This is a genomic window from Nocardia sp. NPDC049737, assembly GCF_040674755.1.
GTDB lineage: Bacteria > Actinomycetota > Actinomycetes > Mycobacteriales > Mycobacteriaceae > Nocardia.
Window position 1 is genome coordinate 1 of sequence record NZ_JBFANH010000067.1, and the last position, 16,579, is coordinate 16,579.

Consider the following 16,579-nt stretch of genomic DNA (forward strand, 5'->3'; position numbering starts at 1 on the left):
TGCCTGCGCTTCGATGGCTCGGACGTGAGAGGGGCCGCGAATGGGTCGCTCGTAAGACTTGCTTCGTTGTGGTTGGTGATGCGGGGCGTTCGGCATCCGGTGCGCGGGTGCTGGATGGTCGAGGCTCGTGACTTCGTTGCCTGCGCTTCGATGGCTCGGACGTGAGAGGGGCCGCGAATGGGTCGCTCGTAAGACTTGCTTCGTTGTGGTTGGTGATGCGGGGCGTTCGGCATCCGGTGCGCGGGTGCTGGATGGTCGAGTCCCGCCACGTCGTTGCCTGCGCTTCGACGGCTCGGACGCGAGAGGGGCCGCGAACGGTCGCTCGTAAGACTCGTTCCGTGGTGGTTGGTGATGGTGGGGCGTTCGGCAGTTGGTGTGCGCGGGTGCTGGATGGTCGAGACTCGCGACTTTGTTGTATGCGCTTCGACGGCTCGGACGCGAGACGGGCCGCGAACGGTCGCTCGTAAGGCTTACTCCGTGGTGGACTGTGAGTGGGCAACCCTCGCTGCGATCCAGACGGACGCAGGACCCGGTTGGGCGTTGGGTAGACTGTGCTTCCGGCCACCGCCTCGATACGGCAGGTAGCTGCAGCACACGAGTGTTGCGCGTCGAACCGTAGGAGACACGACCATGCCGGCAATCGTCCTGATCGGCGCCCAATGGGGCGACGAGGGTAAGGGCAAAGCGACCGATCTGCTCGGTGGCAGGTTGCAGTGGGTGGTCCGGTACCAAGGCGGCAATAACGCCGGCCACACGGTCGTTCTGCCCAATGGGGACAAGTTCGCACTGCATCTGATCCCGTCCGGGATTCTCACGCCGGGCGTGACGAACGTAATCGGCAATGGTGTCGTGGTCGATCCCGGCGTCCTGCTCGCAGAGCTGGCCGGACTGGAGGAGCGCGGCGTCGACACCTCCGGCCTGCTGCTCTCGGCCGACGCGCACTTGATCATGCCGTACCACGTGGCCATCGATAAGGTCACAGAACGCTTCCTCGGCAATAAGAAAATCGGCACCACAGGTCGCGGCATCGGTCCGTGCTATCAGGACAAGGTCGCCCGCGTCGGCGTGCGCGTTGCCGATGTGCTCGACGAGAAGATCCTGACCCAGAAGGTCGAGGCGGCCCTGGAGTTCAAGAACCAGGTCCTGGTGAAGATCTACAACCGGCGCGCGTTGGACCCGCAGCAGGTGGTGGATGAGGTCCTCGGACAGGCAGACAGTTTCAAGCACCGCATCGCCGATACCCGCCTGGAACTGAATCTGGCGCTGGAGCGCGGCGAGACCGTCCTGCTGGAGGGGTCGCAGGGCACACTGCTCGATGTGGACCACGGCACCTATCCGTATGTGACTTCGTCCAACCCGACCTCGGGCGGTGCGGCGGTCGGCGCGGGCGTCGGACCGAACAAGATCACGACCGTGCTCGGCATCCTGAAGTGCTACACCACCCGCGTCGGTTCGGGTCCGTTCCCGACCGAACTATTCGACAATTTCGGCGAATTCCTGGCCAAGCAGGGTGGTGAGGTCGGCGTGACCACCGGCCGGGCCCGCCGCTGCGGCTGGTTCGATGCGGTCATCGCGCGCTACGCGACCCGGGTCAACGGGGTCACCGACTACTTCCTCACCAAACTGGACGTCTTGTCGAGTCTGGAGCGGGTGCCGATCTGCGTCGCCTACGAAATCGACGGCAAGCGGGTCGAGCAGATGCCGACCACACAGACCGAATTCCACCACGCCAAGCCGATTTACGAAGAGATGCCCGGTTGGTGGGAAGACATTTCACATGTGAAGACGTTCGAGGAATTGCCTGCCAACGCCCAGGCCTATGTCTTGCGCCTGGAGGAGTTGTCCGGCGCCCGCATCTCCTGTATCGGCGTCGGACCGGGGCGTGACCAGACCATTGTCCGCCACGACGTACTCGGTTAGCGGCCGAAACAGCTGAGCTGGTGCGGCCGTTCATGGTTCGTTGTCCTCGATCATGATCCGTGACGAACTACAGTAAGAGCTATGGCTCGGAACTGGCCGATTATCGAGCGCGAGACCGAGTTCGAAGCGATCCGCGCGGCACTCACCGGAACTGAATATGTCGGTGCGGTATTGACGGGCGACGCCGGAGTCGGGAAGACGACGCTGGCGAGACAGGCGACGGCCGCGGTAGGCGGCAATGTCCGGTGGGTGGCGGGTACGGAATCGGCCCGCAGCATCCCATTGGGCGTATTCGCCCATATGGTCGGCGTTTATACGGCGCACGATCCGGTGACATTCATGTCCGCCGCGCGCGAGGCGCTGCTCGCCGACGGACACGCGATCATCGGTGTCGACGATGCGCATCTGCTCGATCAGCTCTCGGCCACACTGCTGTTGCAGCTGGCCATCGATAAGGCCGCCCATATCGTCGCGACCGTGCGCAGCGGGGTGCAGGTGCCAGATGCGGTCACCTCGTTATGGAAAGACGGCCATCTGCTGCGCATCGACCTCACTCCGTTCACCCAGCAGCAGAGCGTCGATCTGGTCGAGTCGATGCTCGGCGGGCAGTTGGAGGGCTTCACCGCCAACCTGATGTGGGAGTCCTCCGGCGGAAACGCTCTGTTCCTCCGGCATTTGGTGGAGGGCGCGCTGGAGGCGGGCTCGCTGCGTCAGGTGAACGGCGTCTGGCAGCTACGCGGCCGGGCTGCGGTGACCTCGGAATTGGCTGCGCTACTGGAGGATCGGGTGGAGCAGCTGCCCGAACCGGTGCTGCGGGTGCTCGAACTGCTCACCTTCTGCGAGCCAATCGATCTCGACGTGCTCTCCGAACTGGCGGGCGAGGAGGCCGTGGAGGCCGCCGAAACCCGCGGACTGATCAGGGTTGTCGAGAACACCCACCAGTTGATCGTGCGCTACAACCATCCGCTGTTCGGTGAGGTCATCCGGCGCCGGCTCGGCATCGCCTCGGCCCGGCGGCTGCGCGGTCGGCTGTACTCCTCGCTCAGGGAACGGCCGATCAATTCCGCGCCAGACCGCATCCGGTTGGCCGAATTGGCTTTGGACAGTGATAAATCCGCCGATCTCGAACTCTTCGAGGCGGCCGCCGCCGATGCGATCGGGCTGGCCAATCTGCCGCTCGGTGAGCGTTTCGCCAGGGCCGCCGTGGAACGTCGCGGCGGGGTGGAGGCCGCGGATCTGCTGGCTCGGGCGCTGCTGTGGCAGGGCCATCGCATCGAGGCCGAGCGCACCCTCGCCAGCTTCGACCCGGATCAGATGAACGAGGTCCAACTGGGCCGCTGGGGCAGCACCCGGGTCTCGAATCTGTTCTGGGCCATGGGTGATGCCGAGCGTGCCGACGAGGTGCTCGCAATGCTGCGTGGCAAGGTGCAGCATCCGAAGATCATTGCCACCTTCGAGGGCTTGGCCGCGGCGTGTGCGGTCCACGAAAATCTGCTCGAGGACGCGTTTTCCGGGGCCGAGTCGGTGATGGAGACCGAAGGCGCACCGCCGTGGGCGGTTTGGTGGGCGGCCTTCGGCGGCGGCCTGGCGCTGGCGCTGATGGGTAAGGGTGAGGCAGCGCGTCAGTACGCGGCCCGCGGGCATCAGGTGGAGTCGCATATCGATGGACTCAACCGGTTCATCTCGACCCATGCCGAGGTGCTCGCGCTGATCTGCACCGGTGATCTCGAGGCCGCACGCCGTCGTGCCACAGGGTATTTCGGCTATTCGGCACCGGGCCAGTACCTGGCGTGGGGCATGTCGAAGATCTTGCAGGGCAGCGTCGACGTGGCGCAGGGCCGCTTCCTGGACGGTATCGAACATCTCGAACAGGCACTGGCCGCGCTCACCGCCGAGGGCGCCGCCGCCTGGCATATTCCGGCGAGAATCCGTCTGGCCGAGGCATATTCGGCGCTCGGCCGACCGGCGGAGGCGGCCGAATCCATTGCCGAGGCGGCCGCTCGCGGTGGCAGGCACAGCGCGGTCTACGACCCGCAGTTGGAACTCGCGCGCGCCTGCGCGGCCGCCGCGGAGGGCACCGTCACCCCCGCCATCCGATTGGCCATGGGCGCCGCCGACGCTGCGGCGCGCGCACATCAGCACGCCATCGAGGCCATGGCACTGCATACCGCCGCACGCTTCGGCGACCATGCCGTGGCAGGGCGACTCGCCGACCTGGCCGCCCGGGTCGACGGGAGCCTGGTGCAGGTCCAGGCCCGTCACGCGGTGGCACTCGCCGCGCACGACGGACCCGGACTGGACGCGGCCGCAGCCGAATTCGAGCGCATCGGCGCCATGCTCTCGGCCGCCGATGCCGCCGCCCAGGCCGCATCCGCCCATGAACGCGCCGGTGACCGCCGTCGCCTGCTCGAATCCGCCGCCACCGCAAACCGTCTCGCCGCGGCGTGCGGTGGTGCGAGCACGCCAGCTCTGCGTCAAGCGGCTCAGCCCCTGCCACTGACCTCCCGTGAACGTGAAATCGCGAATCTTGTTGCGGCAGGGCTGTCCAACCGTCAAATCGCCGATCGCCTCACCGTTTCCGTCCGCACGGTCGAGGGGCACCTCTACCGAGCCTGCATCAAGATGGACGTCACCGACCGCGAGTCACTCGGGGCGCTGATGCGCGGCGAATCCTCCGGCGGGGGAGCGAGCTGACTTCCGCGGGCTGCCGGTCGGTCTTCGGTGCGGACGCTTGTTTGAATCACGGCGGCGTTATTCAGTGATGCGCCAGGTGATGTCGAAGCGGACGAGGGCATCGAGGAGTTCTTCGGCATCGAAGGCTTCGGCTACGGACAAGGTGCCGGGCTTGGTTGTTCCGTCGGCCAGGCGCACTGCGATTTCTACCGCTTCCAAAGCTGAATCGCGGTAGGAGTCGACGCCGCTGACGACACCACGGGCCGAATGCCCGTTGGTGTCATAGGCATCCACGACCACGTCGTAGCGGAGGTCGGAGCTCGGCTCGGCAGGGAGCGATTCGATGATTTCCTCGGTGAATGAGCCAAGGAGGTCGTGGATGGCGATGTCCAGGACGCCTTCCACGTACGACACATCGGTGTGTCTGGGGATAGTGATCACCGGCGGCTGCGGGAATTTCGCGACGGTCGTGGCCGCGGTGTGGCCGGGGAATGTCATCTCGGCGTGCCGGGCGGCGGTGCCGGTGCGCAGTTCGCCGTCCTGGAAGTGCCAGCCGCCGCCGCGGAACCAGTCGAGGCTGGCGAAGACCGTTTTCGCGCTGCCCTTGGAACCGTTGCCACCGCTCTTGCTCAGATGGCTGAGCACGATCTCGACCGGTCCGGTCAGTCGGCGCGCGGTCAGGTGGGCGAGCAAGTCGCCCGCCACATTGTTATCGGTGACACCGGGGATCACCGTGACGCCCGCGGCCTCGGCCTTCGCACCGTACTCGTCGAATACCCGCTTCAGGAAAAGCTGTTCGCCGGACAGATCGGTGTAGTGCGCCCCGGCCGCGATGGCTGCCGCGAGTACCGGCTCGCCATTGTGCACATAGGCGGACAGGCTGCTGATGACGGCGTCCGCGCCGGTGAAGGCGGCGACCAGGGCGTCGTGATCGGTGAGTGTCGCGACTCGGATCTCGGCGTCCGGGACCCCGGCTGCCTCGGCCGCCGCCCGCATTCGAGAGGCACTGCGGCCGACCAGGATCGGGTCAATCCCGCGCCGGTGTAATTCGGTGAGCAGGTAGCTGCCGGTGTGGCCGGTCGCGCCGTAGACGGCAATCTTCGTCGTTGTCATGAGTACGACATTATGGATCATATGTGCGTAAATGAATGGCTGATCCGCGCTGGGTGATGTCTGAAACGCTCACTGCGGAGAGTATGGTGATCAGGTGGACATCCTCAGCGAAACCATCGCCGCCATCCGCACCGGCAACCCGACCTCCGGCCTGTTCATCCGGCACGCGCCGTGGGGCCGCGCCTATCCGGTCGTCCCCGGCGCGGGTTTCCATGTGGTGCTGCAGGGTTCGTGCGTGGCGGTGCCGACCGGCGGTGAGCCCATCGCGCTCGGTGTCGGCGACGTTCTTTTCATGCCGCGCGGTGCCGACCACGACTTACTCGACCGCCTGGACAGTGCGGTCACCGAGAAGGCGCAACCGGGGGAGCCGCGCGAGATCACCGGACCAGGTGCGCGTACCGCCCTGCTCTGTGGCGCATATGAACTCGGCAGGCAACGCAGCCACCCGCTGCTCGACGAACTTCCCGAATTCATCCATCTGCCAGCACGTCCCGGTCGTCACCCGTCCTTGCGAGCCGCCGTCGACCTGCTCGCCGCAGAGGTCGCCGAGCCGAAACAGGGCAGCGATGCCGCCGTGCCCGCCATTCTGGAGACCCTGCTCCTGTTCATGCTGCGCGCCTGGTTCGACGAGCAGGCCGTCGGCGAACCCGCCACCGGTTGGGCGGGCGCCTTCGCCGATCCGGCGGTCGCGGCCGCGCTGCGCGCCGTGCACGAGGCGCCGGCTCGCACCTGGACGGTCCCCGACCTCAGCGATATCGCGGGCGTCTCCCGAGCCACCCTGGCCCGCCGCTTCACCGCCACGGTCGGCGAACCGCCGTTGGCCTACGTCACCCGCTGGCGCATGCTCACCGCCGCCCGCCTGCTCCGCGACACCGACAGCCCGCTCGGCACCATCGCCCGTAAGGTCGGCTACACCTCAGAATTCGCCTTCGCCAAGGCCTTCAAACGCGAATACGGCCAAGCTCCTGGCCAATACCGCCGCGCCGAGGACCAGCCTCCACTGATCGCGGTCTGATCAGCCGAGTTTGCTCACACCCACGGTGGTTGCCGCACGCCAGGACTGGCGAACGCTGGCCGTTGTGCTACGGGTGGACTTCGATCCGCTGCCGTTCGACGCGGACGCAGCTACGCGGTACGGCACTTTGGTGGCGTTGACCATTGCGGCGAAGCGAGATCCCGAACCGCGCAGGATGGACCTGCTGATTGCGGCGATAGCGTCGGCCCGCGGGCTGCCGCTCTACACGCGCAACGGTAAGGATTTCCGTGGGCTCGAGAGCATGCTCGATATTGTCGCGATCTGATGCGGCAAGCGGTCAGCTGAACGGGGTGTTCGGGCGGTCTTGGAGTTCGCCGTCCAGGTAGATGTCGACCTTTTCGTTGTAGAAGCAGGCCAGGCCCGCGATCTTCTGGCTTTCCGGCAGTGGGGTGCGGTAGCCCCAGACGATGTCCGGGTAGTCCTTGCCGTCGATGTGGACGGTCCAGTAGTCGGCGGTGCCCTTGTAGGGGCAGCTGGTGTGGGTGCCGGAGGGCTTCAGTAGGTCTTGGCGGACATCGGTCAGGGGGAGGTAATACCTTGCCGGGAGGCCGGTTTCGAAGAGGATGCGCGGGGAGTGCGAGTCGGCGACGGTGGTGCCGTCGATCTCGACGCGGATATGGCGGGAGCTGGCGAGGATGTCGACGCGGGTGTACGGATCGCGCGGGTGGACGTAGACCGGCTCGTCCTCTTCGAACCATTCGTCCATGGCGTTCCAGTCCAGGCGCACCAAGTCGTTCAGTTCGGTGAACGGGGAGTCGTGGTAGCGAACGGCGGCTCCAGCAGCGGTGGTGCCGTCGACGATCACGTCGTAGCCGGTCGCGGTGCCACGGCTCGGGGATTTCGCGCTGGTGCCGTTCGGCTCGAGTTTCGCGTGCAGATCCGCGACGGGCAGATAGTAGGTCGGGTAGTGCGGACTCTCCCAGACCAGGACCGGACGGACGGTGTCGGCGACCAACTGGCCGCCGAGGTAGACCCGGACTCGCTTCTGGCTGGTCGCTACCTTGACTCGGCCACGCTTCTCATCGGTCATACTCTCCGACCGTACTCCGGTCCGACCAGTCGAATCGGCTATCGCGACGTGGACAGATGCCGCGGCACTGACTTCTTCAGTGCCTCCAGCAGTTCCTTCATATCGCTTTCCATCCGGGCCAACCGTTCGATATCGAAACCGGTGAGCTTCGCCGCCATCGCCTCGCCGAAGGCGCCGCGGGCATGTGTCAAACGAGTGCGTCCGGCCAGGGTGAGCTCGACGACGACGGCCCGGGAATCATCCGGATCCTTGCGTCGGGAGGCGTATCCATCCGCGACGAGCTTGCCGATCAGCGCCGTTGCCGCCGGCTGTGAACATCGATCGATGCGAGCGAATTCGCTGACGCGCACCGCGCCGTGTTCGTCGAGCACCGCAAGTGCGCGCAGCACGGCTCGCGGCAGGTCGTCGCCGCTGATCACCCCGGCCAGCCGGGTCAGCCGGCCCGCGGTGACGAGGAGGTTGACCACGATGTCATCTGCTGTTGCCACCTGAGCCCGCTGCACACAATATTATTACATACGCTAACTATCTATGGCCAGGGTGTGCGCGGTCGGTAGCGGAGCGGGGATATCAGGCGGGTTGTGGCAGCGGCCTGTGCGGTTGCCCGAACAACTGCGCATCACCGTGCGCGCGCTTGAAGAACAAATGCGCGTCATGTTCCCAGGTAATGGCGATGCCGCCGTGCAACTGCACCATCTCGGCCACGATGGTCGTGAACGTCTCCGAACAGTGCGTCCGCGCCGCCCAGACATCCTCCGCGGCCGACGAGCTCTGCTCCGCCACGGCGACCGTTGCCGCATAGGACGCGGATTTGGCCGATTCCACCAGCACATACATATCCGCCATGCGGTGCTTGAGCGCCTGGAAACTGCCGATCGGCCGTCCGAACTGCACCCGGGACTTGGCGTACTCGACCGTCATCTCCAGACACCGTTCCGCGGCACCGACCTGTTCAGCAGCCACTGCGGCCCAAGCGATTTCATGCAGGCGGACGATGAGCGCCGGATCCGCCGAACCGAGCCGCCGCGCCGGAACCGTCGCAAACGTGATTTCGGCCAGCTTGCGAGTGGGATCCATGGTCGCGACCGCGCGACGCGTCACGCCCGCGGCACCCGACTCGACCTCGAACAGGCCGTCAGAAGTCACAACGAGAAGGGTGTCGGCATGCAACCCATCGAGCACGTAATGTGCTGTGCCGGAAAGCGTTCCGTTTTCGGAACGCACACCCGGCTCGGCCCAACCACCGGTGCCCGCCCAGCACACCGCGAGCGTGCGAGTACCTTCGGCAACTTCGGGCAGCAGCCGCTCACACGCCGCACGGTCGCCGGACAACAGCACCGCCTGCGCACCGAGCACGGCTGAACCGAGCATTGGCACCCCGGCCAGCGTGCGCCCCAATTCGGTTACCACCAGCAGGGATTCGACCAGGCTGGCACCGAACCCGCCGTATTCCTCCGGAATCGCAAGCGCCGCCACGCCGACCTGCTCGCACAACAGCCGCCACAGCTTCTCGTCGTAGCCGAGTTCGGTATCCATTGCCGCGCGTACCGCGGCGGATCCGGCATGCTTGGTGAGCAGCGCCCGGACCGAAGCGACGAATTCCTGGTGTTCGGTGGTGGGCCCACCCGTCGCCCGACCGCCCCCCATCGAAACGCTACGCGATGCGCTCATTTCATACCTCGCAAAGCCCGGTCCCGCACAGCCTCATCGCGCAGCGCGCGGGCAATTCGGGAACGATGCAGATCCGTTGTGCCCCAGGCCGACCGGAGCGCTGTCACCCTGGTCAACCACAGCGACAGGTCGTACTCGGCGGTGTACCCGATCGCGCCGTGCACCTGCAGGGCAGCCCGAGCCGCCCGATAAGCCGCATCACCGCAGGCGATCACGGCAGCCGAAACATCGCGACCGCGCGTGGCTTCACCCATTGTCAATGCCGCCCGGTAGAGCAGCGGTTCGGCCAGATCCAGCCCGATCAGCACATCGGCCAACTTCTGCTTCACGGCCTGGAATTCGCCGATCGGCTTACCGAACTGCTTGCGCTGCTTGGCATATTCCGTCGCCGCAGCCAGTAGTGCCCGTCCAGCACCGAGCAGCTGCGCCGCATTGGCCAGCGCACCGGTATCGAAGGCGGCCGCAACGGCCTCGAGCACCTGCTGACCCTCGGCGACAACAGCATCGGATTCGATGACGAACAGTCGCCGCGCCGGATCGACTGATCGCACCAGCCCCGCGCGATGTCCGGTGCGGAGCTGATTACCGTCGGCGATCAGCACCACCTCGGCGGCATCCGCATCCAATGCGACCGTGCCGTGATCGGGTGAAGTGAATGCCAACGTGCCGAGCACAGCACCCTCCGTGAACCCGGGCAGCCAGCGTCCGGCCAATTCGGTATTCGGAAGGGCTTGCAGCAGAGCGGGTATCGCGGCCGCCGTCTCGACCAGCGGACCGGGTGCGGCGGCGCGGCCGATTTCCTGGAATGCGACGGCCAGATCGATCGGCTCCGCACCGACACCGCCGTGCCGCTCCTCGACGGCGAGACCGAGCGCACCCGCACCGGCCAGCTGCCGGATGAGCCCACGCCCGGGCCGGGGATCGCCCGCGGCCCAGTTGCGTACGGCGGCGGGAGTCCGTCCGGCATCGAGCAGTTTGCGCAGGCTGGTGCCGAAGTCGAGTTGTTCCTGGCTGAGCGCGAATCTCATCGGCTGCTCCCTCTCGGTAGTCCGAGCAGCCGCTCGGCGATGATATTGCGCTGAATCTCATTGGTACCGGCATAGATCGGGCCGGACAGCGAGAACAGGTAGCCGTCGGTCCACGGCCCGGACCGCTCGGCGGCACCACCGAGTACCTCCAGCGCGGTCTCGTGCATGGCGATATCCAGTTCGGACCAGAACACCTTGGTGATCGAGGATTCCGCGCCCAGCTTGCCGCCCTCGTTCAACCGGGTGACCGTGCCGAAGGTGTGCAGCCGATAGGCCTCGCTGCCGATCCAGGCGTCCACCACCGCATCTCGCTGTGCGGTATTGGTTCGGTCGCCGGTGTCGAGCCAGAGATCGACGAGGCGCTGCGCGGTGGCGCTGAAGCGTCCAGGGGACCGCAGCGACAGTCCACGCTCGTTGCTCGACGTGCTCATCGCGACCCGCCAGCCGTCGCCGGGTGCGCCGATCACATCGCGATCCGGTACGAAGACATCGTCGAGGAAGATTTCCGCGAATCCCGGCTCCCCATCCAACTGCGGAATCGGCCGCACGGAAATACCATCCGCGGACAGCGGGAACATCACATAGGTGAGTCCGCGATGCCGACCCCGGCGGCTGCGGTCAGGCTCGGAGGCGGCAGCCTGCGTAACCATGGAGGGCCCCGCATCCGCCGCGTCGGGATCGCTGCGGAACAGCCCGAATGCCCAATCCGCGAATGATGCTCGCGAACTCCAGGTCTTCTGGCCGCTCAGCAGCCAGCCGCCGCTGGTGCGCCGCGCGGTCGAGCGGATACCGGCCAGATCGCTGCCCGCCTCCGGCTCGGACCAGGCCTGCGCCCAGATATCGTCACCGCGCGCCATCCGCGGCATGATCCGTTCCAGCTGCTCCGGCGTTCCATGTTCGAAAAGCGTTGGTGCCAGCAGGAATATGCCGTTCTGGCTGACCCGCCCCGGCGCCGCCGCGGCGTAATACTCTTGCTCGAAGAGCACCCACTCCAGCAGCGAGGCATCGCGTCCGCCGTACTCCTGCGGCCAGGCGACGACCGACAGCCGCGCCTCGGCGAGTGTGCGCTCCCATTCGCGATGCGCCTCGAACCCGGCCTCGGTATCCATCGAAGGCAGCGGTTTCGCGGGTTTGTTGGCGGCGAGAAATTCGCGAACTTCGCGCTGGAATTCCTGTGTCGCCTGATCGAGATCCAGATCCACTACGTTGTCCCGTTCTGCTCGGACGTCGAGGCCGCGGTCGTCGCATCGGCCTTCATCGACTTTGCGTTCATACCGCCGAGCGAATCCGCGCCGACCTCGGCATTGTGCGCATGCGCGAAGTGGTGCAGGCCGAATACCGAATCCATACCCGCCCGCATCCCCATCAGATCCTCGGCCTGATTGACCGCCTTCTTGGTCAGCGCGAGCCCGAATTGCGGCATGGTGGCGATCTTTTCGGCCAGTGCGAGGGTTTCGGTTTCGAGCTGGTCGCGCGCTACGACGCGATTGACCATGCCCCATTCCTTGGCCTGCGCCGCATCGAAGCGGTCCCCGGTGAACAGGAACTCCTTCGCCGCGCGCGGGCCCATCACCCACGGGTGCGCGAAGTACTCCACGCCCGGAATGCCCATGCGCACAACGGGATCGGAGAAGAAGGCGTCATCGGAGGCGATGATCAGATCGCAGACCCAGGCCAGCATGAGCCCGCCCGCGATGCAGGCGCCCTGCACCATGGCAATGGTCGGCTTCGGAATTTCCCGCCAGCGCCGGCACATGCCGAGGTACACCTCGAGCTCGCGCGCGAAGCGCTGGTCACCGCCGACCTTGTCGACGTGATCCCACCAGAGTGCGGCCTTGTTCTGGTAGCGCACATGGTGATCACGGCCGGGAGTGCCGATATCGTGCCCGGCGCTGAAGTGTTTTCCATTGCCCGCCAGGACGATTACGCCGACCTCGGGATCCTCGACCGCACGCTCGAAGGCGGCGTCGATGGCGTAGGTCATCACCGAGTTCTGCGCATTGCGGTAGTCGGGCCGGTTGAGCGTCACGATGGCGACTCGACCCCGCCGTTCATACGTGACCACGTCCGGCTCATAGGGGATCTCGGACATTACGACTTCTCCTCACGTAGCTCACGTTTCAGCACTTTCCCGGCCGCGCTATAGGGCAATTGGTCCCGGAATTCGATGAACCGCGGCACCTTGAAATTCGCCAGCACCGTGCTCGCATGTGCGAGCACCTGCTCCTCGGTCAGCGCCGCGCCCGGCTTGCGCACCACAAATGCCTTGCCCACCTCGCCCATTCGGGTATCCGGCACCCCGACGATTGCCGATTCGGCAACCCCGTCGAGCCGGGCCAGCGCCTGTTCCACCTCCGCCGGATACACATTGAACCCGCCGGAGATGTACATGTCCTTGAGTCGATCGGTGATCTTCAGATAGCCGCGCTCGTCGATCGTGCCGATATCACCGGTGTGCAGCCAGCCGTCGGTATCGATGGTTTCGGTGGTGCTTTCCGGATCGTTGAGGTAGCCGAGCATGACATTCGGGCCGCGCAGCAGCACCTCGCCCTGCTCGCTCAGCCGCAGTTCGAAATCGGCGATCGGGCGGCCGCAGGTGCCCGCGATGGTCGCGGCATCGTCGTCCGCGCGGCACATGGTGCCGAATCCGGAGGCCTCGGACAGTCCGTAGCCGGTGATGACGACGTCGAAGTCGAGTTCCGAACGCATGCGCTCGACCAGCACCACGGGTACGGTCGCGGCGCCGGTTACGGCGACCCGCAATGTGCTCAGGTCGTAGTTATCCCGGTCCGGGAAGTCCAGGATCGTCTGGTAGATGGTCGGCGGTCCGGGCAGTACCGTGATTTTCTCTTCGCCGACCAATCGCATGGTCACCGGCACATCGAAGGTCGCCTGCGGAATGATCGCCGCGCCGGTCGCCAGGCACGCGAGAATGCCCGCCTTGTAACCGAAGTTGTGGAAGAACGGGCTCACCACCAGATACCGATCGGAGCTGTTGAGGGTGGTGCATTCGGCCCAGGCCCGCACCACCGACAGTGCCTGCCGATGCGCGACCAACGTGCCCTTGCTGCGTCCGGTGGTGCCAGAGGTGAACAGGATGTCGGAAATATCCTCGGGGTCGACGCCTTCGGCGCGCTGCACCGCATCGGCCAGCGGGACAGATTCGGCTAGTCCCGCCAGCTGCGACCAGTTCAGCGCGCTGGGATCGGCGGTATCCGACTCGACCGGAATGACCACCACCGTATCGATATGCAATTCCGGTGCGGCGGCACGCAATTCGGCCAACCGATCCCGGCCGAGGAAGGTTCCGGCAATGAACAGCGCCTTGGCCTCGACCCGCTCCAGTACGTCGGCGGCCTCATCCGCGACGTAGCGGGTATTCAATGGCACCAGTGCCGCGCCCGCGTAGTGGGCGCCCAGTGCCGCGATCACCCAGTGGTAGGTATTCGGTGACCACATGGCGACCCGGTCACCCGACTGCACACCGCGCGCGATGAGCGCCCGCGCCACCTCCTGCACCGCCGTGAGCAACTGCGCCCAATCCAGCCGCACCTCGCCGTCGCCGAGGGCGGGCGCGGTGCCGAAGGTGCGCGCGGCATCGTGCAGTGCCATGGGTGTCGTTTGTGCAGGGGTTGTCACGGGTGTCCTCACCGTTGGCGGGGTCTTTTGCTGCCTTTGCTCGATAAAAGCGGTTTGGCTCTAACAAAGCAAGTGCTTGGTAGGTTATCCTACCGGCGTGGTTGCGATCCAGGCATCAGATTCCGACAAGGGGGGCGGGCCCACGGCGGGTGGGCCCGCAGGGCAGGGGGCCGGGAAAAGCGCAGGGCAGGACGGTGCAGACAATCCTGCCGCACAGGACGCGCGGTTTTCCGCAGAAGTGCGCGAGTGGCTGGCCGAGAACCTCGATGGCGAGTTCCGTGCGCTACGCGGACTCGGCGGGCCCGGCCGCGAACACGAGGCCTTCGAGGAACGCCTCGCCTGGGACCGGCATCTAGCCGCCGCCGGATGGACCTGCCTCGGCTGGCCCAAGGAGTGGGGCGGGCGCGAGGCCTCGGTGCGCCAGCAGGTGATCTTCCATGAGGAGTACGCCAAAGCGAATGCGCCGGCCCGGGTTTCCCACGTCGGTGAGGAATTGCTCGGCCCGACGGTATTGGCCTTCGGCACCCAGGCGCAGAAGGAACGGTTCCTGCCGGGCGTCCGGAATGTGACCGAGCTGTGGTGCCAGGGCTATTCCGAACCCGGTGCGGGCTCGGACCTGGCGGCCATCACCACCAGCGCCCAGCTCGATGGTGATGAATGGTCCGTCAACGGCCAGAAGATCTGGACCTCGCTGGCCCATGTGGCCGACTGGTGCTTCGTCGTCGCACGCACCGAAAAGGGTTCGACCCGGCACAAAGGCCTGTCCTACCTGCTGGTTCCGATGCATCAGCCGGGTATCGAGGTCCGTCCGATCATCCAGCTGACCGGCACCTCGGAATTCAACGAGGTCTTCTTCGACAATGCCCGCACCGCCGCGGACCTGGTCGTCGGCGAACCCGGTGACGGTTGGCGCATCGCCATGGGCACGCTCACCTTCGAGCGCGGTATCTCCACGCTCGGCCAGCAGATCCGATTCGCCCGCGAACTGGCCGACATCGAAGCATTGGCCCGTCGCACCGGCGCGGCCGACGATCCATTGATCGCCGATCGCATCGATAAGGCATGGGTCGGCCTGCGCGTCCTGCGCGCCCACGCGCTGCGCACCATGCAGGACAGCACCGCCGACGACGGCGGCCAGGCCTCGGTTTCGAAGCTGTTGTGGGCCAATTGGCATCGGGGCCTCGGCGAATTGGCCATGGCCGTGCTCGGTCCCGCCGGTCTGGTGGCCGATGAGCACGATCTCAACGAATGGCAGCGGCTGTATCTGTTCACCCGCGCCGACACGATCTACGGAGGTTCGAACGAAGTGCAGCGCAATATCATCTCCGAGCGCGTGCTCGGCCTTCCGCGGGAGGCTCGCCCATGAACGGACCGCTTTCTATTGCGCCGCAGCCTATTCCGGGGCACGGCCTGCTGACCGGACGCAATGCCGTGATCACCGCCGCGGCGGGCACCGGCATCGGCTCCGCCACCGCGCGCCGGTTGCTCGCGGAGGGCGCCGATGTCGTCGTATCCGACTGGCATGAGCGGCGTCTCACCGAAACCGAGGTCGAGCTGAAGGCCGAATTCCCCGAGCGCCGGGTCGCCTCGATCGCGTGCGATGTGCAGAGCACCGAACAGGTCAACGAATTGATTCGTGGTGCCGCAACCGCTTTGGGTCGCATCGACATCATGGTCAACAATGCTGGACTCGGCGGCGAGACCCCGGTCGTCGATATGACCGACGAGCAGTGGGACCGCGTGCTGGACATCACCCTCAACGGCACCTTCCGCTGCACCCGCGCCGCGCTCGGCTACTTCCGGGATGCGGGCCACGGCGGCGTCATCGTCAATAACGCCAGCGTGCTCGGCTGGCGGGCGCAATACGGCCAGGCCCACTACGCCGCCGCCAAGGCCGGCGTCATGGCCCTGACCCGCTGCAGCGCCGTCGAGGCCGCCGAACTCGGCGTCCGAATCAATGCCGTCGCCCCGAGCATCGCCAGGCACGCCTTCCTGGACAAGGTCAGCTCGACCGAACTGCTCGATCGCCTCTCCGAGCGCGAAGCCTTCGGCCGCGCCGCCGAACCCTGGGAAGTCGCCGCCACCATCGCCATGCTGGCCAGTGACTACACCACCTACCTCACCGGCGAAGTGGTGTCGGTCAGTAGCCAGCGCGCCTGATCAGCCTCAGCCGAGTCGTCCAAGCGCGCCCCGCGAGTGTCGGCCGGTGGGCGGTACATGGAGTGTCGACCTGTCCGCTCGAGGTGATGTCCGCGGAGCGGGTGTTACGAGCGACTGTTCGCGGCCCGTCTCGCGTCCGAGTCGTCGAAGCGCGGCCCGCGCGAGTGTCGGGTGGTGGTGCATGGGGTGTCGACTTGTCTGTTCGAGGTGATGTCCGCGGAGCGGGTGTTACGAGCGACTGTTCGCGGCCCGTCTCGCGTCCGAGTCGTCGAAGCGCGGCCCGCGCGAGTGTCGGGTGGTGGTGCATGG

At 66.2% G+C, this 16,579-nt stretch carries 14 protein-coding genes; 6 read left to right on the top strand and 8 right to left on the bottom strand.

The window, feature by feature from the left end; all coding sequences use genetic code 11:
• Nucleotides 1-630 precede the first annotated feature (630 nt).
• Nucleotides 631-1,920, top strand: coding sequence for an adenylosuccinate synthase (locus tag AB0J47_RS41190; protein WP_364359835.1), 1,290 nt, complete (start codon nt 631-633; stop codon nt 1,918-1,920).
• Nucleotides 1,921-2,001: 81 nt separating this feature from the next.
• Entirely contained in the window at nt 2,002-4,614 is a 2,613-nt protein-coding gene (locus AB0J47_RS41195; RefSeq protein WP_364359838.1) for a LuxR C-terminal-related transcriptional regulator, read from the top strand.
• 57 nt (nt 4,615-4,671) lie between these two features.
• Here AB0J47_RS41195 and AB0J47_RS41200 read toward each other — a convergent pair whose 3' ends face one another.
• Nucleotides 4,672-5,706 carry a saccharopine dehydrogenase NADP-binding domain-containing protein gene (locus tag AB0J47_RS41200; protein WP_364359841.1) on the bottom strand — a complete coding sequence of 345 codons (1,035 nt, stop codon included), beginning with the start codon at nt 5,704-5,706 and terminating at the stop codon, nt 4,672-4,674.
• Nucleotides 5,707-5,800: 94 nt separating this feature from the next.
• Between AB0J47_RS41200 and AB0J47_RS41205 the strand changes: the two genes are divergently transcribed.
• Nucleotides 5,801-6,721, top strand: a complete 921-nt coding sequence (locus tag AB0J47_RS41205) for an AraC family transcriptional regulator (RefSeq protein WP_364359844.1) — start codon at nt 5,801-5,803, stop codon at nt 6,719-6,721.
• 10 nt (nt 6,722-6,731) lie between these two features.
• The gene (locus AB0J47_RS41210) at nt 6,732-7,007 is read left to right on the top strand and encodes a VapC toxin family PIN domain ribonuclease (protein ID WP_364359847.1); all 276 of its coding nucleotides are present in this window, start codon (nt 6,732-6,734) and stop codon (nt 7,005-7,007) included.
• A gap of 12 nt (nt 7,008-7,019) precedes the next feature.
• Here the strand turns inward: AB0J47_RS41210 and AB0J47_RS41215 are convergent, their stop codons facing one another.
• From AB0J47_RS41215 to AB0J47_RS41245, 7 genes are all read right to left on the bottom strand, one after another.
• Entirely contained in the window at nt 7,020-7,772 is a 753-nt protein-coding gene (locus AB0J47_RS41215; protein ID WP_364359850.1) for a DUF427 domain-containing protein, read from the bottom strand.
• Between the two features lie 38 nt (nt 7,773-7,810).
• On the bottom strand, nt 7,811-8,260 hold the full coding sequence (locus AB0J47_RS41220) for a MarR family transcriptional regulator (protein WP_364359853.1): 450 nt from the start codon (nt 8,258-8,260) through the stop codon (nt 7,811-7,813).
• Between the two features lie 82 nt (nt 8,261-8,342).
• Nucleotides 8,343-9,419 (bottom strand): acyl-CoA dehydrogenase family protein, encoded by a 1,077-nt coding sequence (locus AB0J47_RS41225; protein ID WP_364359871.1) that lies wholly within the window; start codon nt 9,417-9,419, stop codon nt 8,343-8,345.
• A gap of 20 nt (nt 9,420-9,439) precedes the next feature.
• Complete coding sequence (locus tag AB0J47_RS41230) at nt 9,440-10,471, bottom strand: acyl-CoA dehydrogenase family protein (protein WP_364359856.1); 1,032 nt, start codon at nt 10,469-10,471, stop codon at nt 9,440-9,442.
• Complete coding sequence (locus tag AB0J47_RS41235; protein ID WP_364359859.1) at nt 10,468-11,673, bottom strand: acyl-CoA dehydrogenase family protein; 1,206 nt, start codon at nt 11,671-11,673, stop codon at nt 10,468-10,470. The genes AB0J47_RS41230 and AB0J47_RS41235 overlap by 4 nt, the downstream gene beginning before the upstream one ends.
• Nucleotides 11,673-12,563 (bottom strand): enoyl-CoA hydratase, encoded by an 891-nt coding sequence (locus AB0J47_RS41240; protein WP_364359862.1) that lies wholly within the window; start codon nt 12,561-12,563, stop codon nt 11,673-11,675. The genes AB0J47_RS41235 and AB0J47_RS41240 overlap by 1 nt, the downstream gene beginning before the upstream one ends.
• Nucleotides 12,563-14,110 carry a FadD3 family acyl-CoA ligase gene (locus AB0J47_RS41245; RefSeq protein WP_364359865.1) on the bottom strand — a complete coding sequence of 516 codons (1,548 nt, stop codon included), beginning with the start codon at nt 14,108-14,110 and terminating at the stop codon, nt 12,563-12,565. The genes AB0J47_RS41240 and AB0J47_RS41245 overlap by 1 nt, the downstream gene beginning before the upstream one ends.
• A gap of 238 nt (nt 14,111-14,348) precedes the next feature.
• Here AB0J47_RS41245 and AB0J47_RS41250 point away from each other — a divergent pair, with 238 nt between their 5' ends.
• Entirely contained in the window at nt 14,349-15,476 is a 1,128-nt protein-coding gene (locus tag AB0J47_RS41250) for an acyl-CoA dehydrogenase family protein (protein WP_364359874.1), read from the top strand.
• Entirely contained in the window at nt 15,473-16,270 is a 798-nt protein-coding gene (locus AB0J47_RS41255) for an SDR family oxidoreductase (protein ID WP_364359868.1), read from the top strand. The genes AB0J47_RS41250 and AB0J47_RS41255 overlap by 4 nt, the downstream gene beginning before the upstream one ends.
• The last annotated feature ends 309 nt before the right edge of the window (nt 16,271-16,579 follow it).

Excerpts from the sequence above, each read along its gene's own strand:
- AB0J47_RS41190 (WP_364359835.1), top strand. The coding sequence starts at position 631 with ATGCCGGCAATCGTCCTGATCGGCGCCCAATGGGGCGACGAGGGTAAG.
- AB0J47_RS41195 (WP_364359838.1), top strand. The coding sequence starts at position 2,002 with ATGGCTCGGAACTGGCCGATTATCGAGCGCGAGACCGAGTTCGAAGCG.
- AB0J47_RS41200 (WP_364359841.1), bottom strand. The coding sequence starts at position 5,706 with ATGACAACGACGAAGATTGCCGTCTACGGCGCGACCGGCCACACCGGC.
- AB0J47_RS41215 (WP_364359850.1), bottom strand. The coding sequence starts at position 7,772 with ATGACCGATGAGAAGCGTGGCCGAGTCAAGGTAGCGACCAGCCAGAAG.
- AB0J47_RS41225 (WP_364359871.1), bottom strand. The coding sequence starts at position 9,419 with ATGGGGGGCGGTCGGGCGACGGGTGGGCCCACCACCGAACACCAGGAA.
- AB0J47_RS41230 (WP_364359856.1), bottom strand. The coding sequence starts at position 10,471 with ATGAGATTCGCGCTCAGCCAGGAACAACTCGACTTCGGCACCAGCCTG.
- AB0J47_RS41240 (WP_364359862.1), bottom strand. The coding sequence starts at position 12,563 with ATGTCCGAGATCCCCTATGAGCCGGACGTGGTCACGTATGAACGGCGG.
- AB0J47_RS41255 (WP_364359868.1), top strand. The coding sequence starts at position 15,473 with ATGAACGGACCGCTTTCTATTGCGCCGCAGCCTATTCCGGGGCACGGC.